The sequence below is a fragment of the Streptomyces sp. NRRL S-920 genome (assembly GCF_000717945.1).
In the GTDB taxonomy this organism is placed as follows: domain Bacteria; phylum Actinomycetota; class Actinomycetes; order Streptomycetales; family Streptomycetaceae; genus Streptomyces; species Streptomyces alboniger.
Window position 1 is genome coordinate 75,563 of the sequence record NZ_JODF01000022.1, and the last position, 26,316, is coordinate 101,878.

28 protein-coding genes are annotated in these 26,316 nt (G+C 70.4%); 19 read left to right on the forward strand and 9 right to left on the reverse strand.

Annotation, left to right across the window (positions count from 1 at the left end):
- Window positions 1-14: 14 nt before the first annotated feature.
- Entirely contained in the window at window positions 15-1,847 is a 1,833-nt protein-coding gene (locus IG54_RS0118285; RefSeq protein ID WP_030784871.1) for a bifunctional metallophosphatase/5'-nucleotidase, read from the reverse strand.
- A 152-nt stretch (window positions 1,848-1,999) separates the two neighbouring features.
- Window positions 2,000-2,512, reverse strand: coding sequence for an NUDIX hydrolase (locus IG54_RS0118290; RefSeq protein ID WP_030784873.1), 513 nt, complete (start codon window positions 2,510-2,512; stop codon window positions 2,000-2,002).
- 290 nt (window positions 2,513-2,802) lie between these two features.
- On the opposite strand from IG54_RS0118290, the gene mshD reads away from it, so the two are divergent.
- From mshD to pstB, 11 genes are all read left to right on the forward strand, one after another.
- Entirely contained in the window at window positions 2,803-3,732 is a 930-nt protein-coding gene (gene mshD, locus IG54_RS0118295) for a mycothiol synthase (protein WP_030784876.1), read from the forward strand.
- 123 nt (window positions 3,733-3,855) lie between these two features.
- Window positions 3,856-4,335 (forward strand): GntR family transcriptional regulator, encoded by a 480-nt coding sequence (locus IG54_RS0118300; protein ID WP_051819612.1) that lies wholly within the window; start codon window positions 3,856-3,858, stop codon window positions 4,333-4,335.
- Window positions 4,332-5,231, forward strand: coding sequence for an ABC transporter ATP-binding protein (locus IG54_RS0118305; protein WP_030784882.1), 900 nt, complete (start codon window positions 4,332-4,334; stop codon window positions 5,229-5,231). The genes IG54_RS0118300 and IG54_RS0118305 overlap by 4 nt, the downstream gene beginning before the upstream one ends.
- Window positions 5,228-6,247 carry a hypothetical protein gene (locus IG54_RS0118310; RefSeq protein WP_030784885.1) on the forward strand — a complete coding sequence of 340 codons (1,020 nt, stop codon included), beginning with the start codon at window positions 5,228-5,230 and terminating at the stop codon, window positions 6,245-6,247. The genes IG54_RS0118305 and IG54_RS0118310 overlap by 4 nt, the downstream gene beginning before the upstream one ends.
- A 114-nt stretch (window positions 6,248-6,361) precedes the next feature.
- Window positions 6,362-8,713 carry an RNA degradosome polyphosphate kinase gene (locus IG54_RS0118315; protein WP_420712263.1) on the forward strand — a complete coding sequence of 784 codons (2,352 nt, stop codon included), beginning with the start codon at window positions 6,362-6,364 and terminating at the stop codon, window positions 8,711-8,713.
- On the forward strand, window positions 8,694-9,722 hold the full coding sequence (locus IG54_RS0118320; protein WP_030784891.1) for a CHAD domain-containing protein: 1,029 nt from the start codon (window positions 8,694-8,696) through the stop codon (window positions 9,720-9,722). The genes IG54_RS0118315 and IG54_RS0118320 overlap by 20 nt, the downstream gene beginning before the upstream one ends.
- Window positions 9,719-10,156: an NUDIX hydrolase gene (locus IG54_RS0118325; protein WP_030784893.1), complete on the forward strand. Its 438-nt coding sequence runs from the start codon at window positions 9,719-9,721 to the stop codon at window positions 10,154-10,156. Before IG54_RS0118320 ends, IG54_RS0118325 begins: the two co-directional genes overlap by 4 nt.
- A 176-nt stretch (window positions 10,157-10,332) precedes the next feature.
- Window positions 10,333-11,460 carry a phosphate ABC transporter substrate-binding protein PstS gene (gene pstS, locus IG54_RS0118330; protein ID WP_030784895.1) on the forward strand — a complete coding sequence of 376 codons (1,128 nt, stop codon included), beginning with the start codon at window positions 10,333-10,335 and terminating at the stop codon, window positions 11,458-11,460.
- Between the two features lie 113 nt (window positions 11,461-11,573).
- A complete protein-coding gene (pstC, locus tag IG54_RS0118335; RefSeq protein WP_030784897.1) occupies window positions 11,574-12,596 on the forward strand; it encodes a phosphate ABC transporter permease subunit PstC in 1,023 nt (340 codons plus the stop codon).
- On the forward strand, window positions 12,593-13,666 hold the full coding sequence (gene pstA / locus IG54_RS0118340; RefSeq protein WP_030784899.1) for a phosphate ABC transporter permease PstA: 1,074 nt from the start codon (window positions 12,593-12,595) through the stop codon (window positions 13,664-13,666). Before pstC ends, pstA begins: the two co-directional genes overlap by 4 nt.
- 78 nt (window positions 13,667-13,744) lie before the next feature.
- Window positions 13,745-14,521, forward strand: a complete 777-nt coding sequence (gene pstB / locus IG54_RS0118345; protein ID WP_030784902.1) for a phosphate ABC transporter ATP-binding protein PstB — start codon at window positions 13,745-13,747, stop codon at window positions 14,519-14,521.
- A 171-nt stretch (window positions 14,522-14,692) separates the two neighbouring features.
- On the opposite strand, the gene IG54_RS0118350 is transcribed toward pstB, so the two are convergent.
- Both IG54_RS0118350 and IG54_RS0118355 read right to left on the reverse strand, forming a co-directional pair.
- Window positions 14,693-15,691 carry an inorganic phosphate transporter gene (locus IG54_RS0118350; protein ID WP_030784904.1) on the reverse strand — a complete coding sequence of 333 codons (999 nt, stop codon included), beginning with the start codon at window positions 15,689-15,691 and terminating at the stop codon, window positions 14,693-14,695.
- Window positions 15,692-15,700: 9 nt separating this feature from the next.
- Window positions 15,701-16,321 (reverse strand): DUF47 domain-containing protein, encoded by a 621-nt coding sequence (locus tag IG54_RS0118355; protein WP_030784908.1) that lies wholly within the window; start codon window positions 16,319-16,321, stop codon window positions 15,701-15,703.
- Window positions 16,322-16,520: 199 nt separating this feature from the next.
- On the opposite strand from IG54_RS0118355, the gene IG54_RS0118360 reads away from it, so the two are divergent.
- The gene (locus tag IG54_RS0118360) at window positions 16,521-16,880 is read left to right on the forward strand and encodes a metal-sensitive transcriptional regulator (RefSeq protein ID WP_030784911.1); all 360 of its coding nucleotides are present in this window, start codon (window positions 16,521-16,523) and stop codon (window positions 16,878-16,880) included.
- Window positions 16,881-16,976: 96 nt separating this feature from the next.
- Here IG54_RS0118360 and IG54_RS0118365 read toward each other — a convergent pair whose 3' ends face one another.
- Both IG54_RS0118365 and IG54_RS0118370 read right to left on the reverse strand, forming a co-directional pair.
- Window positions 16,977-17,171: a hypothetical protein gene (locus tag IG54_RS0118365; RefSeq protein WP_030784914.1), complete on the reverse strand. Its 195-nt coding sequence runs from the start codon at window positions 17,169-17,171 to the stop codon at window positions 16,977-16,979.
- 92 nt (window positions 17,172-17,263) lie between these two features.
- Window positions 17,264-18,088: a hypothetical protein gene (locus IG54_RS0118370; RefSeq protein WP_030784917.1), complete on the reverse strand. Its 825-nt coding sequence runs from the start codon at window positions 18,086-18,088 to the stop codon at window positions 17,264-17,266.
- Between the two features lie 141 nt (window positions 18,089-18,229).
- On the opposite strand from IG54_RS0118370, the gene IG54_RS42540 reads away from it, so the two are divergent.
- Together IG54_RS42540 and IG54_RS0118380 are read left to right on the forward strand one after the other, a co-directional pair.
- Window positions 18,230-18,385: a hypothetical protein gene (locus IG54_RS42540; RefSeq protein ID WP_199809555.1), complete on the forward strand. Its 156-nt coding sequence runs from the start codon at window positions 18,230-18,232 to the stop codon at window positions 18,383-18,385.
- 96 nt (window positions 18,386-18,481) lie between these two features.
- Window positions 18,482-20,062 carry an FAD-binding oxidoreductase gene (locus tag IG54_RS0118380; RefSeq protein WP_030784919.1) on the forward strand — a complete coding sequence of 527 codons (1,581 nt, stop codon included), beginning with the start codon at window positions 18,482-18,484 and terminating at the stop codon, window positions 20,060-20,062.
- A 78-nt stretch (window positions 20,063-20,140) separates the two neighbouring features.
- On the opposite strand, the gene IG54_RS0118385 is transcribed toward IG54_RS0118380, so the two are convergent.
- The 3 genes from IG54_RS0118385 to IG54_RS0118395 all read right to left on the reverse strand — a co-directional run bounded on the left by IG54_RS0118385 (window position 20,141) and on the right by IG54_RS0118395 (window position 22,651).
- Window positions 20,141-20,863 carry a phosphatase PAP2 family protein gene (locus IG54_RS0118385; RefSeq protein ID WP_030784922.1) on the reverse strand — a complete coding sequence of 241 codons (723 nt, stop codon included), beginning with the start codon at window positions 20,861-20,863 and terminating at the stop codon, window positions 20,141-20,143.
- A gap of 248 nt (window positions 20,864-21,111) precedes the next feature.
- Complete coding sequence (locus IG54_RS0118390) at window positions 21,112-22,122, reverse strand: NlpC/P60 family protein (protein WP_051819620.1); 1,011 nt, start codon at window positions 22,120-22,122, stop codon at window positions 21,112-21,114.
- 97 nt (window positions 22,123-22,219) lie between these two features.
- Window positions 22,220-22,651, reverse strand: a complete 432-nt coding sequence (locus IG54_RS0118395) for an ATP-binding protein (protein WP_030784927.1) — start codon at window positions 22,649-22,651, stop codon at window positions 22,220-22,222.
- Between the two features lie 193 nt (window positions 22,652-22,844).
- Here IG54_RS0118395 and IG54_RS0118400 point away from each other — a divergent pair, with 193 nt between their 5' ends.
- From IG54_RS0118400 to IG54_RS0118420, 5 genes are all read left to right on the forward strand, one after another.
- Window positions 22,845-23,690, forward strand: coding sequence for a helix-turn-helix domain-containing protein (locus tag IG54_RS0118400; protein ID WP_030784930.1), 846 nt, complete (start codon window positions 22,845-22,847; stop codon window positions 23,688-23,690).
- An 11-nt stretch (window positions 23,691-23,701) separates the two neighbouring features.
- Entirely contained in the window at window positions 23,702-23,896 is a 195-nt protein-coding gene (locus IG54_RS38030) for a DUF397 domain-containing protein (RefSeq protein WP_037897373.1), read from the forward strand.
- A 142-nt stretch (window positions 23,897-24,038) separates the two neighbouring features.
- On the forward strand, window positions 24,039-24,290 hold the full coding sequence (locus IG54_RS0118410) for a DUF397 domain-containing protein (protein ID WP_030784933.1): 252 nt from the start codon (window positions 24,039-24,041) through the stop codon (window positions 24,288-24,290).
- A 71-nt stretch (window positions 24,291-24,361) separates the two neighbouring features.
- Complete coding sequence (locus IG54_RS0118415) at window positions 24,362-25,018, forward strand: hypothetical protein (RefSeq protein WP_030784936.1); 657 nt, start codon at window positions 24,362-24,364, stop codon at window positions 25,016-25,018.
- Window positions 25,019-25,282: 264 nt separating this feature from the next.
- Window positions 25,283-25,942 (forward strand): DUF4232 domain-containing protein, encoded by a 660-nt coding sequence (locus tag IG54_RS0118420; RefSeq protein ID WP_030784939.1) that lies wholly within the window; start codon window positions 25,283-25,285, stop codon window positions 25,940-25,942.
- The last annotated feature ends 374 nt before the right edge of the window (window positions 25,943-26,316 follow it).

A 26,316-nucleotide genomic window follows, 5' to 3' on the forward strand; every position in this document is an offset into this window, starting at 1 on the left:
GGACGTCGGCTGCGTCACTTCACGATCGTGATGCGGTCCGCCTTCGGCGGCGCGATCGGCTTGTCCGCCGAGGAGTTGGCGGCCAGATAGTCGTTGAACGCCTTCAGGTCGTCGGCGCCGACCAGCGGCTTCGTGCCCTTGCCCAGCTCGGGGAAGCCGTCGCCGCCGCCCGCGAGGAAGGAGTTCAGCGCGACGCGGTAGGTGGCCGCCGGGTCGAGCGCCTTGCCGTTCAGCTTGATGGAGTCCGTCACGACACGGTCGGCGCCGGTCTTGGTCATGTCCAGCGTGTACGTCAGCCCCTCCGACACCTGAAGGATCTTCGGGGAGGCCTGGTTGGCCCCGCCGACCTGCTGCTTCAGGGCGGTGACGAGCTGCGCGCCGGTCAGGTCCACGAGGTTGACCGTGTTGCTGAAGGGCTGCACGGTGAAGGCTTCGCCGTACGTGACGACCCCGTCGCCCTCGCTGCCGCTCGCCTTGTGGACGAGGTCGGAGCGGATGCCGCCCGGGTTCATCAGCGCGAGATCGGCCTCGGGGTCGAGCGACTTGGCGTGGGCGAGCTGCGCGTCCGCGATGAGGTCGCCGAGCGGGGCCTCGGGCACTCCGGCGCCACGGCCGGGGATGTCCCCGGAGATGTAACCGACGGGCCTGTTGGCGATGGGCGCGGCCAGCTTGTCCCAGCGGTTGATCAGCGAGGTCATGTCCGGCGCCTTGGCCTGCTCCCTGCTGACCACGTGGTTCGCGGACTTCACGCTCGTCCGCACGATGTCCTTGGTCCTGCGGTCGTACGTGAGTGTGGTGTCGGTGTAGAGCTTCCCGTAGGACGACGCCGAGGTCACCATGCGCGGCTTGCCCGCGGGGTCGGGGATCGTACAGACGTACGCGGCATGCGTGTGCCCGGTGACGAGCGCGTCGACCTTGGGCGTGATGCCCTTGGCGATGTCGGTGATGGGCCCGGAGATGCCGTCGCCCGCGCCCGGCGAGTCGCAGTCGTAGTTGTACGACTGGCTGGCGGGGGCGCCGCCCTCGTGGATGAGCGTGACGATGGACTTCACGCCCTGCTTGTCGAGGATCTCGGCGTACTTGTTGACCGTCTTGATCTCGTCGTGGAACTTCAGGCCCTTGATGCCCTCGGCGGAGACGATGTCCGGGGTGCCTTCGAGGGTGACGCCGATGAAGCCGACCTTCACGCCCTTGTGCTTCCACACCCAGTAGGGCTTGAGGATGGGCTTGCCGGTCTTCTCGTCGGTGACGTTCGCGGCGAGGTAGGGGTAGTCGGCGCCCTCGAACTTCTTGGGCCTGCCCTTCCCGTCCTTCTCGAAGCAGCCGTCCTTGGGGTGGCAGCCGCCGTTCTGGATGCGGGCCAGCTCCTTGGCGCCCTCGTCGAACTCGTGGTTGCCGACACTGCTGACGTCCAGGTCCAGCTTGTTCATCGCCTGGACCGTCGGCTCGTCGTGGAAGAGGCCGGAGAGCAGCGGGCTGGCGCCTATCAGGTCACCGGCGGCGGCTGTGACGCTGTAGGGGTGCGCCTTGCGCGCGGTGCGCAGCGAGGTGGCGAGGTACTCGACACCGCCGGCGTCGATCTTCTTCTCGGTCCCGTCGTGCTGCTTCTCCGTCACCTGCCCGGACGAACCGGCGGGCGGCTGGAGGTTCCCGTGGAAGTCGTTGAAGGACAGCAGCTGCACGTCCACCGTGCGCTTCTTGCCGCCCTTGCCCCCGCCCGCCTGCTCCTGACCCGCGCTTGCGGGAAGCGCGGCGGCCAGCGCGCCGAGCGTGGCGAGCGAGGCGGCCGCGGCGAGTACGCGCGTGGCGCGGCGTCCGGGCCTGCGTGGATGGGGTGTGGTTGACACGTGTCCCCCCTGGGGGTGGTGTGAGACGACTGGGAGGGCGATTCCGCCGAGCGCAGCCTAAAGTCAACGCGCGTAGCGCAACAGGGGGTTACGGGTTACGAGGTGGTTGCCATCGGGAGCGATACGGGCACTTCACCCGATGTCCGGTTCTGTCACCCGGCTGGGCCGCCCCGCTGGGCGGTTCGGTTCGGTACGTAACCGAAGTCCACCGGAGTGGGCGCCGCGCCGCCCGCCCCGCGCAGGGGCGCGAGCAGCTCAGGCAGCCGGGGCGGCCACAGCGCGTCGGCCGTGGCGGCCAGCTCCGCCGGGGCCCACCAGCGCCAGTGGAGGATCCTGTCCGCGGCACGTGCGGCGGCCGCCCGCTCGGCCGGCGCCCGGCGCGGGCCGTGGGCGAGGTAGATGTGCTCGTGCTGGCGCACCGGCACCCCGGCGCGCGTGAAGTCGTGCTCCCATGTGCACAGCAGCGGTCCGGGCGCCACATCCGCCCACCCCGTCTCCTCGCGCAGCTCGCGCAGCGCGCCCTCCTCGGGCGACTCCCCGGGCTCCAGGCCGCCGCCGGGCATGGCCCAGTGGACTCCGACCTCCTCGTTGTCGTAACGGAAGAGGAAGACGGCGCCTTCGGGGTCGACGACGGCAACTCGCGCCGCCTCACGGGGAGTTCTCATGCGCGCACCCTAGGGCGTGGCCGCGAAGTCCCGTTGTTCGCCCGGCGGGCGGGCGGGCGTCGCGGAGTCCGGTGCGTGCTCTCGGCAAGCCGGCCGGAAGCCCTCGTACCGGGCTCACTTGGGCTTTCGGCCGACGCGGCGAGAGTCGTGCGTGCCGGGCGTCGCGGCGCAGGCGGGACTTCACTGCCACGCCCTAGGACGTGTCCGGCCACCAGCCCCGCCGCCCCCGTGTGCGTCCCGCGTTCCCGGCGGTCCGTCCCTCCCGTGGCCCGCCGCCGTACCCTCGACCCATGACTGACGACCGGCCCGCCGAGGCTCCCGCTCCCCTCCGGAAGATCGACACTCTCGCCGCCCTCGCCCCCGCACAGGCCGATGCCGTGCTCGGGCTCCTCGCGGAGGCCGCCCGCGCCGACGGGCAGCAGGCGGTGTCCGAGCAGGGGCGGCTCCAGCTCCGCGGCGGCGCGCGGGAGGGGGTGCGGCACCTGCTGCTCAGCGTCGGCGACCAGCTCGCGGGGTACGCGCAGCTGGAGGACACCGACCCCGTGGAGGCCCCCGCCGCCGAGCTGGTCGTGCACCCCGCGCACCGCGGGCGCGGCCACGGCCGGGCGCTCGGCGCGGCGCTGCTCGGGGAGTCCGGGCGGCGCCTTCGCGTGTGGGCGCACGGCGGCCACTCCGCCGCCCGGCACCTGGCGCAGGTGCTCGGCCTCGCCCTCTTCCGCGAACTGCGGCAGATGCGGCGCCCGTTGGCGGATCTGGACCTGCCCGAGCCGGCCTTCCCGGAAGGCGTGTCCGTACGCACCTTCGTCCCCGGGCAGGACGACGCGGCCTGGCTCGCGGTGAACGCCGAGGCCTTCGCGCACCACCCGGAGCAGGGCTCCCTCACTCAGCGCGACCTGGACGACCGCAAGGCGGAGCCGTGGTTCGACCCGGCCGGCTTCTTCCTCGCCGAGAAGGGCGGGGAGCTGGTCGGCTTCCACTGGACGAAGGTGCACGCGCAGGAGAACCTCGGCGAGGTGTACGTCGTCGGGGTGCGCCCCGACGCCCAGGGCGGCGGCCTCGGCAAGGCCCTGACCACGACGGGCCTGCGCCACCTCGCGGGGGCGGGCCTGCCGACGGCGATGCTGTACGTGGACGCGGACAACAAGGCGGCCGTGAGCGTCTACGAGCGGCTCGGCTTCGTGACGCACGAGACGGATCTGATGTACCGCACGGAGTCCTGACCGGGGTCGCGCGGGGGCCCTTGCCCGGACCGGCAGGCTCTTCGAGGGGCGGCGTCACTTGACGCCGCCCCTCTTTTGCACCACCCTTTCACTACTCAATTAGTGAAAGGGTGGTGCAAGGCAGTGGTCGAATACCGCATCGACCGGCGCAGCGGCGTCGCCACCTACCTCCAGATCGTCCAGCAGACCCAACAGGCCCTGCGCCTGGGCCTGTTGGCGCCCGGCGACAAGCTGCCCACGGCCCGCGAGGTCGTCGAGGCGACCGCCATCAACCCGAACACCGTGCTCAAGGCCTACCGCGAACTGGAGCGCGAGGGCCTCGTCGAGGCCCGCCGAGGCCTCGGCACCTTCGTCCGGAAGTCACTGGGCAGCGCGCCCGCCGACTCGCCGCTCCGGGGGGAGCTGGCCGAGTGGGCCGCGCGGGCCCGCGCGGCGGGCCTGGAGAAGGACGACATGGCGGCGATCTTCACCGCCGTACTCGAAGAGCAGTTCGCACTGCCGCAAGCGCCGACGGCCACCCGCGCATCGGCCGCTTCACCGGCACCGGCCGCCTCACCCGCACCGGCCGCTTCACCCGCACCGACCAGGGGGAACTCCGTATGACCGACACCGCCATCGAGGCACACGGCCTCACCAAACGCCACGGGCGCCGACGCGCCCTGCACGACTGCTCGTTCCGCCTGCCCGTCGGGCGGATCTGCGCGGTCGTCGGCCCCAACGGCGCGGGCAAGTCCACGCTGCTCGCCCTCGCGGCGGGCCTCGACCGGCCCACCGAGGGCGCCCTGACCGTCCTCGGCGCCAGCCCGGCGCAGGCCCGCGCCCGCGTGGCGTACGTCGCCCAGGACAAGCCCCTCCACCCACGGCTGACCATCGCCGACACGCTGCGCCTCGGCGCCGAACTCAACCCGGGCCGCTGGGACATGGCCGTCGCCGAACGCGTCGTCGGCGGCAGCGACCTCGACCCCGGCGCCCGCGTCCGCACGCTCTCCGGCGGCCAGCGCACCCGCGTCGCCCTCGCCCTCGCCCTCGGCAAGCGCGCCGAACTCCTGCTCCTGGACGAGCCGATGGCCGATCTCGACCCGCTCGCCCGGCACCAACTCATGGGCACGCTCATGGCGGAGGCCGCCGAACACGGCACCACCGTCGTCATGTCCTCGCACATCGTCGGCGAACTGGCCGACGCCTGCGACCACTTGCTTCTCGTGTCCGGCGGGCGGATCCGGCTCGGCGGCGGCATCGACGACCTCGTCGCCGCGCACGCCCTGGTGACCGGCGCCCGCCCGGCCACGGACCTCGCCCCGCACACGGTCATCGAATCCCGCGCCACCGGACGCGGAGTGACCGCCCTGATCCGCCCCGAGGGCCCACCCGACGACGGCTGGGAGGTCGAGGAACCTTCCCTGGAGGAACTGTTGCTGGCCCATCTCCGATCACCGGACGCACCCGTGCTCCTGACGCCGAGCACGACCGCCCCGTCCCGGGCGGGGGTGAACGCGTGACCACGCTGACGACGGCGCCCGCGAAGCCGACGGGTCGCCGCACCGCCTTCACCCTGCCGGGCCCGTACCGCGCGGTCCTGCTCCAGCACCGGACCGCCCTGTGGATCGCGCTCGGGCTCTTCGCGCTCGGCGCCGCGGCGCTGATCGCCGACCGTCTGTGGGTCGCACACGCGGCCGATGCCTTCGCGGCGTCCGACTGCTCGATCAGGCAGACCGCGAAGGAGTGCGGCGGCCCGGTCCGCGGCTACCTCGACGCCGAGATGCAGTTCGGCAGAAACCTCGACTACATGGGGATGGCGATCCTCGCTCTGCCCTGTCTGATCGGTGTCTTCGTCGCGGGCCCGCTCATCGCCAGGGACCTGGAAACGGGCACGTACAAACTGGCCTGGACCCAGTCGTACTCCCCGGCCCGCTGGCTCGCCGCCCGCCTCGCCGTGTGCGCCGCAGTCGTGATCACCGGAATGGGTCTCCTCGCCGCCGTGCAGCGCTGGGCATGGACCAGCGGCCCAGAACTCGAGTACGACAGGGCGGCCTGGTACGAGCGCGCGATATACGGATCGGTCGGGCCGGTCGCCGTCGGGTACGCCCTGCTCGGGCTCGCCGTGGGAGCGCTCGCCGGAATCCTGCTGCGCCGCACGCTGCCCGCGATGACCGGCGCCGGGGCCGTCATCGTGAGCGCGGTCGCCGTACTGCCACTGGCGCGGCCCCACCTGTGGGCCACCGAGACGGTCAGCTGGTCGCGCACCTCTCCCCCGGCCACCCCCGGCTCCGGTTACCCGGTGGAGCGGGGCATGCTCACCTCCGACGGGAGCCGGCTGCCGGAGTCGCTGTGCTGGGACCCGGTACGGGACTCCGACCCGTGCTTCGCCGAGCACCAAGTCACCGGGTGGTACAACGACTTCCACCCCTCGTCCCACTTCTGGCCGCTCCAGCTCATGGAGACCGGCATCGTCCTCGCCCTCGCGGCCGCCGCAACGTACGCCGCGTTCCTCCTCCTCCGCCGCCGTACCCCCTGAAACGTACGTTCCCCGAGACCCCCGGCACCACGAACCCCCGGGGGTCCCCCGTCGATGTCCCGCACGTCATATCGCCGTAACCGCTGATTCAGACAGGCTTGCGACGCTCGGCCAATGCAGCCCGCCGTGCCCGACCCGCCCCCGGAGAACGGGAAGCTCCGCCTCACTCCCGCGCTCTCCGACGCGCCCATCGGCGTACCCACGCGGAAGAATGGCTCTATGAGCCAGCAGAACACGCATGGACAGGTCCAGCACGCCCAGCCTTCCGTCGGTTCCATCGCCGCGCACAGGCCGCACACCATCGCCGCCACCATCTCCGACCTGGCCCCGGACATCGACGCCGATCTGGACGCGTACGACGAGGACGCCCAGGTGGGGCACGACGGCGTCGAGCTGCCGCAGGGGCGGTTCCTGGACCGGGAGCGCAGCTGGCTCGCGTTCAACGAACGGGTCCTCGAACTGGCCGAGGATCCCCAGACACCCCTCCTCGAACGGGCTAATTTCCTCGCCATCTTCGCCTCGAACCTTGACGAGTTCTTCATGGTCCGCGTGGCCGGGCTCAAGCGCCGCATCGCGACCGGCGTCGCCACCCGCTCGGCCTCGGGCCTCCAGCCCCGCGAGGTCCTCGAACTCATCTGGAACCGCTCCCGCGAGCTGATGGCCCGGCACGCCGCCTGCTACCACGACGACGTCGCCCCCGGCCTCGCCGAGGAGGGCATCCACCTGGTGCGCTGGCACGAGCTGACGGAGAAGGAGCAGTCCCGGCTCTTCACGCTCTTCCGGCAGCAGATCTTCCCCGTCCTGACGCCGCTGGCCGTCGACCCCGCGCACCCCTTCCCGTATATCTCGGGGCTCTCGCTCAACCTCGCCGTGGTCGTACGCAACCCGGTCTCAGGACACCAGCACTTCGCACGCGTGAAGGTACCTCCGCTGCTCTCCCGCTTCCTGGAGGCCTCCCCCCAGCGGTACGTCCCCATAGAGGACGTCATCGCCGCTCCCGCGCACCTCCAGGAGCTGTTCCCGGGCATGGAGATCCAGGAGCACCACATGTTCCGGCTCACCAGGAACGAGGACCTGGAGGTCGAGGAGGACGACGCCGAGAACCTCCTCCAGGCCCTGGAGAAGGAGCTGATGCGCCGCCGCTTCGGGCCTCCGGTGCGGCTGGAGGTCGAGGAGACCATCGCGCCCAACGTCCTCAGCCTCCTGGTGCGCGAGCTGAAGATCAGCGAGGCCGAGGTCTACCCGCTGCCCGGTCCGCTCGACCTCACCGGCCTCTTCAGCATCGCCAAGCTGGACCGGCCCGAGCTGAAGTACCCCAAGTTCGTGGCCGGCACCCACCGCGACCTGGCCGAGGTGGAGTCGGCGTCCGCGCCCGACATCTTCGCCGCCCTTCGCGAACGCGACGTACTCCTGCACCACCCGTACGACTCCTTCTCCACGTCCGTGCAGGCGTTCCTGGAGCAGGCGGCCGCCGACCCGGACGTCCTCGCGATCAAGCAGACGCTGTACCGCACCTCGGGCGACTCCCCCATAGTCGACGCGCTCATCGACGCCGCCGAGTCCGGCAAGCAGGTCCTCGTCCTCGTCGAGATCAAGGCCCGCTTCGACGAGCAGGCCAACATCAAGTGGGCGCGCAAGCTGGAGGAGGCGGGCTGCCACGTCGTCTACGGCATCGTCGGCCTGAAGACCCACTGCAAGCTCTCCCTCGTCGTACGCCAGGAGGGCGAGACCCTGGTCCGCTACTCGCACGTGGGCACCGGCAACTACCACCCCAAGACCGCCCGCCTCTACGAGGACCTCGGCCTGCTCACTTCGAACGCGGAGGTCGGCGCGGACCTCTCCGACCTCTTCAACCGCCTCTCCGGCTACTCCCGCAGGGAGACCTTCCGCCGCCTCCTCGTGGCCCCCAAGTCCCTGCGCGACGGCCTCGTCTCCCGCATCGACAAGGAGATACAGCACCACCGCGCGGGCCGCCCCGCCTACGTCCGCATCAAGGTCAACTCGATGGTCGACGAGGCGGTCGTCGACTCGCTGTACCGCGCCTCGCAGGCGGGCGTCGAGGTGGACGTGTGGGTGCGCGGCATCTGCGCGGTGCGGCCCGGCGTCGCGGGGCTCTCGGAGAACATCCGCGTACGATCCGTCCTCGGCCGCTTCCTGGAGCACTCCCGCGTCTTCGCCTTCGGCAACGGCGGCGAACCGGAGGTGTGGATCGGCAGCGCCGACATGATGCACCGCAATCTCGACCGCCGTATCGAGGCGCTGGTCAGGGTCCAGGACCCGGCGCACCGAGCGGCCCTCAGCCGGCTCCTGGAGACCGGCATGTCGGACACCACCGCCTCCTGGCACCTGGGCGCGGACGGCAACTGGACCCGCCACTCGGTGGACCCGGACGGCCAGCCCCTGCGGAACGTCCAGGAGATGCTCATAGACGCCCGGAGGCGCCGGCGTGGCACAGCAACACCATGAGATGACGGGTACCACCGGCACGGCGGGCGAGGTCCTCGCGGCCTACCTCCAGGAGCAGGCCACGGAGTTCCTGCGGTCGCTGCGGCAGCACCGCGAGTCCACGACGGACGCGCAGGGCGCCGAGGCGTCCCTGGAGGCGGCCCGCGCCCTGCGCCGCGCGGCCCGCCGCATCGGCGCCACGCTGCACACGTTCCGCCCGCTCCTGGACACCGAGTGGGCGGCGTCCCTGCGCCCCGAACTGTCCTGGCTCTCGGACACCCTGGCCCAGGAACACGCGTACGCGACGCGCCTGCACCGCCTCCTGGACGCCCTGCACCGCCTCTCGGGTCCGCCCTTGGTGCCGAGCCCGGCACAGCCCCCAGCGCGGGGTGCCGACGAAAGAGGCAGCACCCCCCGAGGCCTAACGGTCGGCGCAGCCAAAGCCGCGGCCCTCCTGGAACGCCAACTCACCCTCGCAAGGACGAGGGCCCACTCCACAGCCCTGCAAGCCATCGGCTCCTCCCGCTTCCACGCGGTAGCGGACAACGTGGCCGTACTCGCCAGCGAGGTCCCCCTGCGCGACGGCGCGGACGACCTGAAGCCGCCGGCCGCCAAGGCCGACGCCGACCTCGCCGAAGCGGTCGCCGCACTCCCTCTCGGGCAGGCCGGACACCCGTACAACGCCGAGGCCCTCGTCCACGGCCTGGCGGCCGAAACCGCGCCGGACGCCCAGGACGCCCCCTGGCTGACGGTCCGCTCCCTGCTGCGCCTGCACAGATACGCCCTGGAGGTCCTGCACGGCCACGCCGCCCCCGAGCCCCGCCTGACCGAGGCGAGCCACGCCCTGAACATCCACCGCGAGGCCGCCGCCGCCGCGTCGGCGGCCGCGCAGGCCGCCCGCACCCCCCGCATCGCCCCCGCCACGGCGTACGCCCTGGGCGTGCTCCACGCCGACCAGCGCCACGAGGTCGAAGCGGCGAGGTTCGCCTTCCAGCAGGCCTGGCAGCACGAGACGGTGAGTACGAGGTGACGCGCGCCGGTGGCTCCGCCCCCGCGGCGGGCTCCGTCCACGCGGCAGGCTGCGTCCTGTGGCGCCGCTCCCCGGCGAACGGGGCGCTGGAGATCTGCCTGGTCCACCGCCCGAAATACGATGACTGGTCACACCCCAAGGGCAAGCTGAAGCACGCCGAGGAGCCCCTGGCCGCCGCCGTGCGCGAGGTCCTGGAGGAGACCGGGCACCACTGCGTCCCCGGCGCCCGCCTCCCCACGCTCCACTACCTCGCGCAGGGCCGCCCCAAGCAGGTCGACTACTGGGCGGCCGAGGCCGGCGGCGGCCACTTCGAGCCCAGCCGCGAGGTCGACCGCGTCAGCTGGCTGCGTCCCGCCGCCGCGCGCGCCCGGCTCACGCACCCCCGCGACCGGGACCTCGTAGACGCCCTCCTCAGCGCCCTTCACTTGGCGTAACCTGTCGGATACGTTCCGTGACGTGATGTCGCACCAGGCCGACCGCCGAGGTTCACCCTCCGTTCACTCCTGTCCATCGGCGCCTTCACCTGTCCTGCCTAATTTCGGCCTTACACAAGACAGACATCGCACGCCGCCAGCACAGGGCCGGCGGCTCCCGGAAGGAAAATCCGAAAGTGAAGCTTCAGCGCAAGAACCGGCTCCGCGCCCTCTCCCTCGGCGCCCTCGCCGTCTCCGGCGCCCTGGCCCTCACGGCGTGCGGCTCCGACGACACCAGCGGCTCGGGCGACGGCGGCAAGGAGACGAACGCCAACGCCAACATCAAGTGTGACGACGCAAAGGGCCAGCTCGCGGCCTCCGGTTCGTCCGCGCAGAAGAACGCGATCGACGCCTGGCGGAAGGTCTACACGACCAACTGCAAGGACGTGCAGCTGAACTACAACCCGACGGGTTCGGGCGCCGGCATCACCGCGTTCCTCCAGGGCCAGACGGCGTTCGCCGGTTCCGACTCGGCGCTGAAGCCCGACGAGATCGAGAAGTCGAAGAAGGTCTGCAAGGACAGCCAGGCCATCGGCCTGCCCATGGTCGGCGGCCCGATCGCCGTCGGTTACAACGTCCCGGGCGTCGACAAGCTGAACCTCGACGCCAAGACCCTGGCCGATATCTTCAACGACAAGATCAAGACCTGGGACGACAAGGCGATCGCCAAGCTCAACCCCGACGTCAAGCTCCCGAAGACCAAGATCCAGGCCTTCCACCGCTCCGACGAGTCCGGCACCACGGACAACTTCACCAAGTTCCTGAAGGGCGCCGCCCCGAGCGCCTGGCCGTACGAGCCGGGCAAGTCGTGGGAGCCCAAGGGCGGCCAGTCCGCGAACGGCTCCGCCGGTGTCGCGAGCCAGGTCAAGCAGACCGCGGGCGCCATCTCGTACTTCGAGCTGTCCTACGCGGGCGACGGCATCAAGACCGTCGACCTGAAGACGCAGGCCAAGGAGCCGGTGAAGGCCACCGTCGACAACGCCTCCAAGGCGATCGCCGAGGCCAAGGTCGTCGGCAAGGGCAAGGACCTCTCCCTGGCGCTGAACTACAAGCCCACCGCCGAGGGCGCCTACCCGATCACCCTGGTGACGTACGAGGTCGTCTGCGAGAAGGGCAACAAGGCCGACACGCTCGCCGCCACCAAGTCCTTCCTGACCTACATCGCCAGTGAGGACGGCCAGAACGTCCTCAAGGAGAACGACTACGCGCCGATCCCGGCCGAGATCATCACCAAGGTCCGCTCCACCGTCGCGGGCCTGAGCTAGCCAAACCGCGTGCGGCCGGCCCCGCAGGACCGGGCCGGCCGCACCGTCCGGTGCACCGCCGCCACGGAGCGCCCGCAGCACACGCGCGGCAGCTCCGCAGACCGGAGAACCCCATGGACATAGCAAGCAACACGACCGCACCTCCACCCGTCGACGACGCCAAGCCCGTCGCCCCCGTGGACAAGGCCGCCGCCCGCGGCGCCACCCGTCCCGGTGACCGGATCTTCCTCGGATTCTCCCGGGGCTCCGGCATCGCGCTCCTCGCGATCATGGCCGCCATCGCGGTGTTCCTCACCTACCGCACGGCCCTCGCCCTCGCCGACAACACGGGCAACTTCCTCACCACCTTCGAGTGGGACCCGGCCGGTGCCTCCACCGGCGGCAAGCCGTACTTCGGCATCGCCGTCCTGGTCTTCGGCACCGTGGTCAGCTCACTGATCGCCCTGGTGATCGCCGTCCCCGTCGCCATCGGCATCGCGCTCTTCATCTCGCACTACGCGCCGCGCAGGCTGGCCACCCCCATCGCGTACGTGATCGACCTGCTGGCCGCCGTGCCCTCGATCGTGTACGGCCTGTGGGGCGCCCTCGTGGTCGCGCCCAACCTCACCGGGCTCTACAGCTGGCTCGACGACTACTTCGGCTGGACCGGGATCTTCGAGTACAACGGCGGCGCCCCGCGCTCCCTGATGACCGTCGGCATCCTCCTCGCGATCATGATCCTGCCGATCATCACGAACGTGAGCCGCGAGGTCTTCCTCCAGGTCCCGAAGATGCACGAGGAGGCCGCGCTGGCCCTCGGCGCGACCCGCTGGGAGGTCATCCGCATGTCGGTGCTCCCCTTCGGCCGCTCCGGGATCATCTCCGCCTCGATGCTGGGCCTCGGCCGCGCGCTCGGCGAGACGATCGCCGTCGCCACCGTGCTCTCCCCGTCCTTCCTGATCAACGCGTCCGTGCTCGACTACGGCGGCGGCACCTTCGCACAGAACATCGCCAGCAAGTTCAACGAGGCCAGCGAGTACGGCCAGGACGCGCTCATCGCCTCCGGCCTGGTCCTGTTCATCATCACGCTGCTGGTCAACGGCGCGGCCCGCCTGATCATCGCGCGCCGCAAGGAGTACTCGGGGGCCAACGCATGAGCACCACGACACCCACCCCGACCGGGCCGCTCACCAAGCGCCCCTCGACGCTCAAGGCGGCCAGCCTCCCGCGCTGGTCCCCCCTGGCCGTGGCCGCCGGCTCGGCCGCCGTCGCCATCGGCATCGGCGCGGGCGCCGGACTGCACAGCCGCATCCAGTGGGGCCTGATAGCCGCGATCCTCTTCATCGTCGGCTCGTACGCCCTCGCGGTGACCGTGGAGGGCACCCGCCAGGCCAGGGACCGCCTCGCCACCTCGCTGGTGTGGGTCATGTTCCTGCTGGCCGTCGTCCCGCTGGCCTCGCTGATCTACGAGACGGTCCAGCGCGGCATCAAGGTCTTCGACGTCTACTTCCTGACCCACTCGATGGGCGTCCTCTCCGACGACGAGACCGGCGGCGGCATCTACCACGCCCTCATCGGCACCCTCCAGCAGGTGCTCCTGGCCTCGGTCATCGCCGTGCCGATCGGCCTGCTCACCGCGATCTACCTCGTCGAGTACGGGCGGGGGAAGCTCTCCAAGGTCATCACGTTCTTCGTGGACGTCATGACCGGCATCCCCTCGATCGTCGCGGGCCTGTTCGTCCTCAGCTTCTGGATCCTGATCCTCGGCTTCGGCTACTCCGGCTGGGCCGGTGCGATGGCGCTCGCGATCCTGATGATGCCGGTGATCGTCCGCTCCACCGAGGAGATGCTCAAGCTCGTCCCGAACGAGCTGCGCGAGGCCTCCCTTGCCCTCGGCGTACCGAAGTGGCGGACCATCCTGAAGGTCGTCCTGCCCACCGCGATCGGCGGCATCACCACAGGCGTCATGCTCTCGGTGGCCCGCATCGCCGGTGAGACCGCGCCGGTCCTGCTGCTGGTCTGGGTGAACCCCCTGATCAACACGAACCCCTTCGACGGTTCGCAGGCCTCGCTGCCGCTGTACGTCTACCAGCAGTACGCGGCAGGCACCGACGCGTCGTACGACCGCGCCTGGGCGGCAGCGCTCGCCCTGATCGCCTTCATCATGATCCTCAACCTGGCGGCCCGTGGCGTAGCCCGCTGGAAGGCCCCCAAGACGGGCCGCTAAGTGTCCATGAGTCGGCTCCGCCGACGGAGGCCAGTCAGCGACCCTCGTAGTAGAGACCCGAAAGAAGCAGTGATCCCCATGGCCAAGCGAATCGACGTATCGGGCCTGACCGCCTACTACGGTTCCCACAAGGCGATCGACGACATCTCGATGACCGTGGAGCCCCGCTCGGTGACCGCCTTCATCGGCCCGTCCGGCTGCGGCAAGTCCACGTTCCTGCGCACCCTGAACCGCATGCACGAGGTCACCCCCGGCGGCCGCGTCGAGGGCAAGGTGCTCCTGGACGACGAGGACCTGTACGGCAGCGGCGTCGACCCGGTGGCCGTGCGCCGCACGATCGGCATGGTCTTCCAGCGCCCGAACCCCTTCCCCACGATGTCGATCTTCGACAATGTGGCGGCGGGCCTGAAGCTCAACGGCTCGTACAAGAAGTCCGAGCTGAACGACGTCGTCGAGAAGTCCCTCAAGGGCGCGAACCTCTGGAACGAGGTCAAGGACCGCCTGAACAAGCCCGGCTCGGGCCTCTCCGGCGGCCAGCAGCAGCGTTTGTGCATCGCGCGGGCGATCGCGGTCGAGCCCCAGGTCCTCCTGATGGACGAGCCCTGCTCGGCCCTGGACCCGATCTCGACCCTCGCCATCGAGGACCTGATCGGCGAGCTGAAGGAGCGCTTCACGATCGTCATCGTGACGCACAACATGCAGCAGGCGGCCCGCGTCTCGGACCGTACGGCCTTCTTCAACCTCTCCGCGGTCGGCCAGCCCGGCAAGCTCGTCGAGATCGACGACACGGAGCGGATCTTCTCCAACCCGTCCGTCCAGGCCACCGAGGACTACATCTCGGGCCGCTTCGGCTAGCCGCCCCGGGCTCGGCCCACCCCGACTCCCCGCGGTGCTGCATGGCGGTGCCACCGCAGGGACAACAAGAAAGGCCCGCCCCTGGCTCCCGGGGGCGGGCCTTTCCAATGCACGGGGGGGCGCCCCGAAGGGGCGCGGGGAACTGCGCGAGCAACCCCCACCAAGCCGCGCCTAGAGGAATGCGAGGTTGACGATCCAGAAACTGACCGCCGCGACCAGGGCGGCCGCAGGCATCGTGATGAACCAGCCAAGAATGATGTTCTTGGCAACCCCCCACCGCACCGCGTTCACCCGCTTCGTCGCGCCCACGCCCATGATCGCGGAGGTGATGACGTGCGTCGTCGAGATCGGCGCGTGGAACATGAACGCGGTGGTGAACATGATGCCCGCGCCGGTCGTCTCGGCGGCGAAGCCCTGCGGCGGGTCCAGCTCGATGATCTTGCGCCCGAGGGTCCGCATGATGCGCCAGCCACCCGCGTACGTACCGGCGGAGAGCATCAGCGCACAGGCGACCTTGACCCAGATCGGGATGGGCGCGTCGGCGCTCTGCACATCGGAGATGACCAGGGCCATCACCACGATGCCCATCGTCTTCTGGGCGTCCTGGAGGCCGTGGCCGAGCGCCATGCCGGCCGCCGACACGGTCTGCGCGATACGGAAGCCGCGCTTGGCCTTGTGCGGGTTGGACTTGCGGAACATCCACATGATCGCGCACATCACGAGGTAACCGACGGCGAGACCGACGAGCGGCGACAGGAACATCGGAATGACGATCTTGTCGACGACCCCGGACCAGATGACTCCGATCCCGCCGGCGAGCGCCGCTCCGACCATGCCGCCGAACAGCGCGTGCGAGGAGGACGAGGGAAGGCCGAAGTACCAGGTGATGAGGTTCCACACGATGGCGCCGATGAGCGCCGCGAAGAGGATCCACATCCCCTTGTCACCGTGCGGGGTCTCGATGATCCCCTCGCTGACGGTCTTGGCGACCCCGCTGCCCATGAAGGCACCGGCGAGGTTCATCACCGCGGCCATGGCGAGCGCCGCGCGGGGCGTCAGCGCACGGGTGGAGACGGAGGTGGCGATGGCGTTCGCGGAGTCGTGAAAGCCGTTCGTGTACGTGAATCCGAGCGCGACGCCGATCGTCACGATCAAGGCAAAGGTGTCCATGGCTGGGCCTCAGGACTCCTTGACCGCGATGGTCTCCACAGTGTTCGCCACATGCTCGAAGGCGTCGGCGGCCTCTTCCAGCACATCCACGATCTGCTTCAGCTTCAGCACCTCGATGGCGTCGTACTTGCCGTTGAAGAGCTGGGCGAGGAGCTTGCGGTGAATCTGGTCGGCCTGGTTCTCCAGGCGATTCACCTCGATCCAGTACTCGGTGAGGTTCTCCATGGTCCGCAGGTTCGGCATGGCCTCGGCCGTCAGCTCGGCGGCCCGGGACAGGACCTCGATCTGCTGCTCGACGCCCTTGGGAAGTTCCTCGACCTGATACAGGACGACCAGGTCGACGGCCTCCTCCATGAAGTCCATGATGTCGTCCAGGGACGACGCGAGGTTGTAGATGTCCTCGCGGTCGAACGGCGTGATGAACGAGGAGTTCAGCTGGTGGAAGATCGCATGCGTCGCGTCGTCTCCCGCGTGTTCCGCGGCCCGCATACGCTCTGCGATCTCGGCCCGCGCGGAAGAGTCCGCTCCGAGCAGTTCCATCAGGAGCTTCGAGCCCGTGACGATGTTGTCCGCGGATGCGGCGAACATGTCGTAGAAGCTCGTCTCCCTGGGGGTCAGACGAAAGCGCACGTGGGGTCCTCGGGGTGCTCTGGATGCGGTCAGGCTGATGCTAGGCGCATCATCCGGCCACGGCTAACCGGCCGCCCCCCAGTGTCGCCCATCAGGCACAGTGATCAGCACACCCCCCGAGAAATCGGCTAAGATATACCCACCGGGGGTATATGGATCAGCGGAAATGCCCCAGGCCCCTTTTCAGGAGGAGGACGCGATGACGACCACCGACGCGGCAGCGGTGACCCCGGAGACGCCCGAAGCGCCCTCCGGCCAAAGTGACCACGCTCATGGTGTGCACGGGTACCACAAGCAGAAGGACGAACACCTCAAGCGCCTGCGCCGCATCGAGGGCCAGATCCGCGGCCTCCAGCGCATGGTCGAGGAGGACGTCTACTGCATCGACATACTCACGCAGGTCTCGGCGAGCACGAAGGCCCTCCAGTCCTTCGCGCTCCAGCTCCTTGAGGAGCACCTGCGGCACTGCGTGGCCGACGCGGCGGTCAAGGGCGGTACGGAGATCGACGCGAAGGTCGAAGAGGCGACGAAGGCGATCGCACGCATGCTCCGCACGTAACGCTCCCGCGAGGGGAACAGCCCAGGCCCGCTCCGGCGGGGCCCGGCCCCCCGCGCCCACGCGGCGGCGAGGGAGCCTCCCCCGCCGCCCAAGCGACTAGCCGCGCTCGCCCGCCGAGGGCGGCGCGTTGTCATGGGGGTCCCAGACCCTCAGTACCTCGTCGATCCGGTCGACACTGAGCCGCTCGGCCGCCGCACTCGCCGCGATGATGAGTTCGCCGCACAGCTCGATCTCGGCGAGGGCGACGTGGTCCTGAACCGCCGTACCGCCACGCAGAGGAGCCACGTTCATCACCTCTTCCCGATTTACCGACTTCCTAGAGTAGGGAGCGGCCCACACGCCGCGCATGGCACGGACGGACCATTTCCTCCAGCCGTACGCGACTAGGAACCGGCGATCTTCCCGGCGAAGATGTCCTTCTCGGCCGGAAGTCGCACCCCGACGGGCACCCCGAAACCGTAGAGCAGCGTGGTCGACGCCACATCGGCGTTGGCCACGGTGAACTGCTGGCGCAGCTTCCGCACCCGCCCCCGCTCATCGAGATAGGCCTCGAAGGGCACCTTCCCCCCGCTGAACCCCTTCGCCGCGGCAGCCCCCAGCGCACCACGCTGACCTGCGGAGGAAGCCTTCGCCGCAGCCCGCAGATCGGCGACCCCGCGGTAGTGCCGCACCTCCGCGCCGCCGACCCGCTCCTCCCCCACGTAGGTCACCTTCCGCGCCCCGCGCAGCAGTTCCGCCGCCGCGAGCGGATCCGTGGCGCCGCCGGTGACCAGATTCCCGTCGGAGAGCGAACGTGTCTCGATCCGCACCCACTTGTCGGCGGGCACCCCGGCCCCCCGGTTCTTCATGTAGAGCGCGCCGTCCGACATCAGCTCGGTGACCGGACGCCGCGCCCGGCCCCCTGCGGGGTCCTGGGGGAGCACCACCTCGAACTCCCCGAGCTGCCGCCGGAAGTCGTACACGCCCTCGCCCCGGACGGTCACGCGCGTGCCGCCGCTGGCCATCTCCATGGACGTACGCGCCTTGGCGCTGCCCGCCCGGACCAGGAAGTCGGCGGACCTCCGCACCATTTCGCGGGGGTCACCGGGGGCGCCCGCACCGCTGCCCTCGGCGACGGCACCGCCCGAACAGCCGGTGGCGACGGCCATCAGCGCCACCGCCACGACCGCGGTGACCGCCCGGCCCGTGCGCCTGTGCTGCTGCCCCATCGCCTGTGTACCCCCAAGCGTTTCCGCGCTTGTCGATCCCCCCGTCGTACGGGATAACGACCGGTACGTTGACCCGTCACGCCGCGGCGCCCGTGGCGGACCGGCCGACGCGGCTTCACCCGGGGTCGGTACCGTGACGGCGTGGCCGAACAGGAAGTCTCCGCCCCGCACCGCACGACGACCGTCGAGAAGGGCCGTTTCATAGCCGCCCACTGTTCCTGCGGCTGGCGCGGCCCGGCCCGCAGAGCCCGCAGCAAGGCCCGTACGGACGCGGCCGAGCACGAGGCGTCCCCCTGAGAGCACCCGGCACCCGGCACTCGCCGAGGGAGCCCACCGAGGGAACCCGCCCGCCCCGCGCACCGTCTCGTTCTCCGGGAAGCAACGGGAGGCGTCATGGAACGACGTACGTTCATCGGTACAACGGCCGCCACGCTCGCCGCGGCCACGGTCGCGGGCTGCACGAGCGGCGCCGGGGAAGGGGGCACCGCGACGCGCAGCAGCGGCACCGGCGCCGGCGGTGGCAGCGGTACGCCCATCAGGACGTCCAGCGCCGCCGCCGCGGCGCCCGCGAGCCTCAAGGCCCTCGCCAAGGATCTCGACGGCACCCTCGTGCGTCCCGGCGAGGCCAAGTGGGCGGCGGCCCGGCAGCTGTACAACACCCGCTTCGACGACCTGCGGCCCACCGCGGTCGCCTATGTCGCGCACCCGGACGACATCCGCACCGCCCTGACGTACGCCCGCGCCCACCACACCCCCGTCGCGATCCGCAACGGCGGCCACTCGTACACGGGTTGGTCCTCCGGCACCGGCCGGCTGATCATCGACGTATCCAAGCTGAGCAGGATCCGGGCGAGCGGGAGGACGGCCACGATCGGCGGCGGCGCCAAGCTGATCGACGTCTACCGCTCGCTCGCCGCGAAGGGCGTGACGATCCCCGCGGGCTCCTGCCCGACCGTCGGCATCTCGGGGCTCACCCTCGGCGGCGGCCAGGGCGTGGTCTCCCGCGCGTACGGCCTGACCTGCGACAGCCTCACCTCCGCCACCCTCATCACGGCGGACGGCAAGCAGCTCACCGCCTCCAAGTCCGAGCACAAGGACCTTTTCTGGGCGCTGCGCGGCGCGGGCAACGGCCAGTTCGGCGTCGTGACCGAGCTGTCCTACCGCACGCACCCCGCGCCCCAGGCCGTCTCCGCGTACCTGACCTGGCCCTGGTCGAAGGCGGCCGCGGTCGTCAAGGCGTGGCAGGCGTGGGGCCCGGACCAGCCGGACGAGATCTGGTCGTCCCTCCACCTGGCGAACACCCCGGGCGGCACCCCGACCGTCTCCGTCGCCTGCTTCTCGCTGGGCACGTACGGCGAACTACAGAACGCCGTCGACCGCCTCGCCGACAAGATCGGCGCCCCCGCGCGCAGCGTCTCCCTGAAGCGGCGTACGTACGAGGAGGCGATGGAGGTGTACGCGGGCTGCTCGTCGTTCGCCACGGACGCCCAGTGCCATCTGCCCGGCACGACGCCCGGCCGCAGCCCGCAGGGCGCCCTCAAGCGGGAGACGTACGCGGCGAGTTCCGACTTCTTCGACCGCTCCCTGTCGGCGGCGGGCATCCGCACGCTGCTGTCGCAGATCGAGAACGTGACGGGCGCGAGCGCGGGCAGCGTCGCGCTGACGGCGCTCGGCGGCGCGATCAACCGCGTCGACCCGACGGCGACGGCGTTCGTGCACCGCCGCTCGCGGATGCTGGCGCAGTACATCGCGTCGTGGCGCGCGGGGACCTCGGGCTCACCGGCACGGGCGTGGCTGAAGTCGGCGCACGGGGCGATGGGGCGTTACGCGTCGGGCGCGGCGTACCAGAACTACACGGACTCGACGCTGACGAACTGGCGCGAGGCGTACTACGGGGCGGCGGCGCCGCGCCTGAAGCAGCTCAAGAAGCAGTACGACCCGGGCCGCTTCTTCGACTTCCCGCAGGCGCTCTGAGCCTCCTGGCTGACGGCTGAGCCCGCTGGGCGGCCGCCGAACCTCCTGGGCGGCCGCCGGACCTCCTGGGCGCTCGGTCTAGGCCGCGAGGTCCCGCTCGTCCGGGTCCGCCGCGGCCTCCGACGACGACGACGCCGGGGATTCGCTCACCGCCGATGGGGGAACCGGCCCGGCCTCGCGGTCCCACACCAGCCACCCCGCGTGCCGCGAGCGCCCGATCGCCTTGGCGAGCGGGGTGAGCAGCGCCATGGCGAGCGGGGAGAGGAGCAGGGCGACGGCCGTGCCGAGCGCGAAGCCGCCGATGACGTCCGTCGGGTAGTGGACGCCCATGAAGACCCGGCAGAAGCCCTCGACGGCGGCGAGCCCGAGGCCGACGAATCCGAACTTGCGGTGGGCCACGAAGAGTCCGGCGCCGATGGCCATGGCGAGCGTGGCGTGGTCGCTGACGAAGGAGAAGTCGCTCTTGCCCTCGACCAGGACGTCGATGCCGCTGTGGTCACGGAATGGGCGGGGCCGCTCCACGAACCCCCTGATGGGGACGTTCACGAGGACCGCGATGCCGGCGGCGAGCGGTGCCCAGACGACGGCGGCGACCGACGAGGCGGCGTCGTCGAGGGTGCCCCGCTTGCGCTGGCCCCACCAGCACCACACCACGAGCAGGACGAGGGCGAGCAGCAGTCCGTACTCACCGGCGAACGCCAGGGCGCGGTCGAGCCAGTGCGGCGTATCCCGCGTCAGGCCGTTGATGTCGTAGAGCAGGCCGACGTCGGGGTTCGACCCGGATTCCTCGAGTCCAGCCATGGCGCTGCGGCCCCTTGTCTCCTAGCCCATGGACGCACTTTTCCGTGCGCCCTTCCATCAACCCCCGCGGTCGGTCCAGTCAAGGGAACGCACGGTCCCCACCCCTACGTTCCACTCTCCACCGAAAGATCACTCAGACGTTATCGAAGAGAGACACATCACCGCAGCTCAGGGGAGTGTTTTTACAGAGAGTTCAAGCCACGTCACACCCCGCGTGCGCCCTCCGCACGCCCCTGCCCGCGCCCCCCTCAGACCGCTGTGGGCTTGACCGGGGCCGCCTTGGCGCCCTCATCCGTCACACGAGTCGCGCCAAAATAGTCCGGCGTGTCGATCGGGTCGAAGCGGATCACGGCGCCGGCCCGCGGGGCATTGATCATGTAACCCCCGCCGACGTAGATCCCGACGTGCCGGATGGCGCGCGAATTGGTGAGGTCGTCCGAGAAGAAGACCAGGTCACCGGGGAGCAGCTCGTCCCGCTTGGGGTGCGGTCCCGCGTTGTACTGGTCGTTGGCGACGCGCGGCAGCGTGACGCCGACCGTGCGGTAGGCGGCGAGGGTGAGACCGGAGCAGTCGAAACGGCCGTTCTGCTCGGGCGTGCCGTTGCCACCCCACAGGTAGGGCGTGCCGAGCTTCTTCTGCGCGAAGGCGATCGCCCCCGCCGCCTGCTGCGACGGCTGGACGCGCCCCACGGGCTTGGCGAAGCTCTTCGAGAGGGTGGTGATGGTCTTCACGTAGTTCTGCGTCTCGCGGTAGGGCGGCACGCCCCCGTATTTGATGACGGCGTACGCGCCCGCGTTGTACGCCGCGAGCATGTTCTTCGTGGGGTCCCCCGGGGCGTCCTTCACATAGCCCGCGAGCTTGCAGTCGTACGAGGCCGCGGAGGGGATGGCGTCCTTGGGGTCCCAGACGTCGCGGTCGCCGTCACCGTCGCCGTCGAGGCCGTGCGTCGCCCAGGTCCCGGGGATGAACTGCGCTATCCCCTGCGCCTTGGCGGGACTCGTCGCCCGCGGGTTCCACCCGCTCTCCTGGTACAGCTGGGCGGCGAGCAGGGCGGGGTTGATGGCCTTGCAGAGATTGCCCCACTTCTGGACGAGGGGCTGATAGGTCGCGGGCACGGCTCCCTTGGCGAGCCCGACGGACCCGCCGCCCACGCCGCCGGCGATGCTTCCCGCGGCCATGTACGTCCCCAGGACGAGGAGCGCGATGAAGCTGAGGGCGCCACCGATCCCGACGGCCGCGACCAGCCACGCCTTACGCACCGTCAACCACCCCTCACCCGACGGGAGTCCACCGCCGCTCAGTGTAGAGGCCGGGTACGACAGCGCCAGCGCGCTATGCGGGCGGGGCCCCGCCGGGTCACCCGGGCGAGACCTCCGCCCACAACAGCTTCCCCCCGCACCTTTCCTTTATGGCCCCGGCCCCCCAGCTGTCCGCACAGGCCCGCACGAGGTGCAGCCCCCGGCCGCTCTCCGCCGTTCCCGGCGGGTAGGGGTCGAGGACGCCTCCGTCGCCCCCGAACCCGGGCGGGATCCGCGGATCGGAGTCCCATACGGCCACGCGGATCCCCTGCGGGGAGCGGGAACGGACGCGAAGGGCGTAGGGCCCTTCGGTGTGGCAGTGCGCGTTGCTGAGCAGTTCTCCTGCGAGGAGTTCGGCGGTGGGGGAGAGTTCACCGAGCCCGTACGCCTCCAGGACCGCGCGGAGGGTGGCGCGGGCGATTCCGGGTGCGCGAGGGTCGTGGGGCAGCTGGAGGGTGTAGGTCCAGGGCGGCGATACGGTGGCGTTCATGGAAGTCTCCCCTGCGGGACGGTAGTTGCCGGGTAGGCCCAGTGACCTTGCCGCTCCGTCGAGCGGGGTTCTTCTGGGTGGATGACCTGAGCTATAAGGTAGCGAGGCCCGGATAAGAAATTATCGGCATCGCGTAAAAGGGCTGATCTGCCACTCGTGTGGGTGACCAGTCGTGGTGAGAGGCGAGCGAACGGTGAGATCCAACCCGACGGGCCGTCAACTCCGACTCGGCGCGGAGCTGCGCAAACTCCGTGAACGCGCGGGCCTGACGTCGACCGAAGCGGGTCAACTGCTCGGCGTTAAGCAGAACCAGGTCAGCAACATGGAGTCCGGCCGCATGGGCGTAAGCCCCGAGCGCGTACGGATGCTTGCCTGTCACTACGAGTGCCCGGACAAGGCCCTCGTCGAAGCCCTCACCCGCATGGCGAGCGACCGCACGCGCGGCTGGTGGGAGGACTACCGTGAGCTGCTGCCCAGCTCACTGCTCGATTTGGCGGAACTGGAGCATCACGCCCGGGCGTTGCGTGACAGCGTCACCGCACGGATCCCCGGCCTGCTCCAGACGCACGACCATGCCCGCGAGATCTTCCGCCAGGCCGTTATCGAGCTTTCGCCGCCCGACATCGAGCACCGCCTCTCGTTCCGCATCAAGCGCCAGTCCGTGCTGTACCGCGACGCCCCTCTCCCCTACGAGGCAGTCATTCACGAGGCCGCGCTCCGCATGAAGGTCGGCGGCTCCGCCATTGCGCGGCGTCAGCTGCAACATCTCCTCGACATGAGCGAGCGTGACGGAGTCACCTTGCGTGCGGTCACGTTCGACGCCGGTGCTTACCCCGGGTCCGGACAGTCGATCTACTACGTACACGGGCCGGTACCCCCGCTCGACACGGTTTATCTCGACCAGTCTCACGGGCTCGCGTTCCTCGATGCCGAGGCGCAACTTCACAAGTACCGGACCCTCTTCGACCGTCTGGAGGCAGTTGCACTCGTCCCCGGAAAAACCCGAGACCTTATCCACGCCGTGATGAAAGATCTGTAGGGGAAGCACTTATGAACCGTCACTGGCAGAAGTCCTCGTACTGCTCCGAGGGCAGCTCCTGCGTGCACGTCGCCGCGACAGCCACCGGCACAGTCGAACTCACCGAAAGCAGCGACCCCACCGGCGCGATAGTCAGCGCCACGCCCAGAGCCTTCGCGGCGCTGATCCGCACCGCCAAGCAGCCCGCAGGCGCCGAACCGGCCTGAGGGGACGTGGGGGTATGTGCGCACGGAGCACCGAGCACTCCGCGTCCCGAGCGGCCGCGAGGGCAGCACAGCAGAGATGGCGAGTACGCACATACCCCCGCGGCCCCGCCCCACAGACGAAGAAAGGGCGCCGCCCCCAGCCATGACCGACAGCCCCCGCCCCACGCCCACGCCCCCGGCCGGCCTCGACTGGATCCGCGCCGCCCCCGAGGACGAGCAAGGCCCCGGCCCCTGGATCGAGATCGCCTTCGGAGAGGGCGACGCCGTCTACCTCCGCGAGACCAGCACCCCGGACAACGTCGTCACCACCACCCAGGAAAAGTGGGACGCTTTCGTACTCGGCGTACAGGCAGGCGAATTCGATCATTTCGTAGAAGGAATCGACCAGAACTGACACCGCCCGACGGACACATCCGCTCGAAAACCGCTGACCACCCTCGGGCCAACTGCTGTTACCGTCCCGCCATGTCTGAGCCCTCTCACTGCCCCAGCCCCGTAACCGCCGACGACGTCACCCGAGCCGTCCGCCAGGCCGTAGCGACCCTCCGGGCAGCTCCCGCCGACGCCGACTGGAGCGTCAAAGCGGGCGGCCTGGAGTGGGACTGCTGGGAGACCGGCGAGCACCTCGCCGACGACCTCTTCGCGTACGCCGCCCAACTCGGCCCCGAACACCCGCCGCTGGACGGAGAGGTCCCCTTCCGCTGGGTCAGCCGGACCCCGGGCGGCCCCGCGAACGTCACCCTCGCCGACCCCGCGGCAGGCCCGGCCGGACTGCTCATGGTCGTGGAGGCGTGCGGCGCACTGCTGACCGCCATGGTCGCCACCACCCCGCCGACCGTCCGCGCCCACCACGGCTTCGGCGCCTCGGACCCCGAGGGCTTCGCCGCGATGGGAGTCGTAGAGACCCTCGTCCACACGTACGACATCGCGAACGGACTCGGCATCGGGGCCGCCTGGACCCCGCCCGCGGACCTCTGCACCCGAGTCCTGCGCCGCCTCTTCCCCGACGCCCCCACGGACACGGCCCCCTGGCCCACCCTCCTGTGGGCGACGGGCCGAGGTGAACTCCCGGGCCGCGAGCGCCTGACCAAGTGGCGGTGGTACGGAGAGCCCAGGGCCTGAAAGGGGCTGAACGGGCCTGAACGGGCCTGACACACCGGCCCGTCCCACCCCCGCATCCCACCCCCACGTCCCACGCGAAGTGCGTCACCCCAGGTCGGACCCCCTGGAAGCATTCCAGCGTCCCCGATCGCCCAGCGTCCCTTGCCCCCGCCCGCCGGGGACGGCTTCGCTGTTGGCCAAGCCAGGAAACACGGCTTCACACAAGGCCAACACCAATGCCCACGCCACTTCGCACTTCGCGCTTCGCATCTCACCGGGGACCCCATGAAGCTCACGCACGCCTCCAAGACCCTGCTCGCCGGCCTCACGCTCCTCGGCGCGCTCTCGCTCACCGCCTGCAACAACGACGACGGCGGCGTGAAGGCGGGAGACACCCCGTCCGGTGCAAAGCCGACGGTGTCCACGGGGGCCGACAGCAGCGGCGGAACGGGCGACTCCGGCTCATCGTCCGGCTCCGGCTCCTCCGGGGAGGGCAACACCGACAGCGAGGTCGGCAACTGCCGCAGCGACGAACTGGAAGTGACCGCCGCCGACAACACCACCGACAAGACGGAAGGCGTCATCACCGTCCAGTTCAAGAACGGCGGCGGCCGCGACTGCGCCATCAGCGGCTACGCGGGCGTCGACCTCAAAACGGCCACCGGCGACACCCTGTCCGTCGACCGCGACGGCGACCAGCCCCACCCCGACGTCCTCAAGGACGGCGAGTCCGCCGCCTTCAACATCACCTTCCCGGTCAACACCACCGGCGGCTCCGGTGTCCGTATCACCAACATCCTGGTGACCCCGCCGAACGAGACGAAGACCGTCACGATCGCCTGGCCCGCCGGCTCCCTCCCGGTGAGCGGCGAGGACTCCTCGGACAGCGGCCCGAAGCTGTCCATCGGCCCGGTCGGCAAGGTCAGCGACTCCCCCGCGAGCTGAGGTACGCGCGTGCCCGCCGGGGCCGGCGAAACCACCCGGTCACAAGAGAACGAGGCCCTTCCCCGCGCGCGATTGACGCACCCCCAACCATCCCCGATGGTTGGGGAATTGGGCGTTACGCGGCTGCCGGGCGCGGCATGGCGCGGTGCCACGGCTGGGAGCGAGGACGCCCGCGGGCCGGGCCACTTCGGCCCCCCACCCTGGGCCCCCGCCCATCCGCCCCCCGCCAGCCAGCCACCCCCAACCCCACAAAAAAAAAAGAGAACGCCCCCCCCCCCCGCGCGCGATTGACGCACCCCCAACCATCCCCGATGGTTGGGGAATTGGGCGTTACGCGGCTGCCGGGCGCGGCATGGCGCGGTGCCACGGCTGGG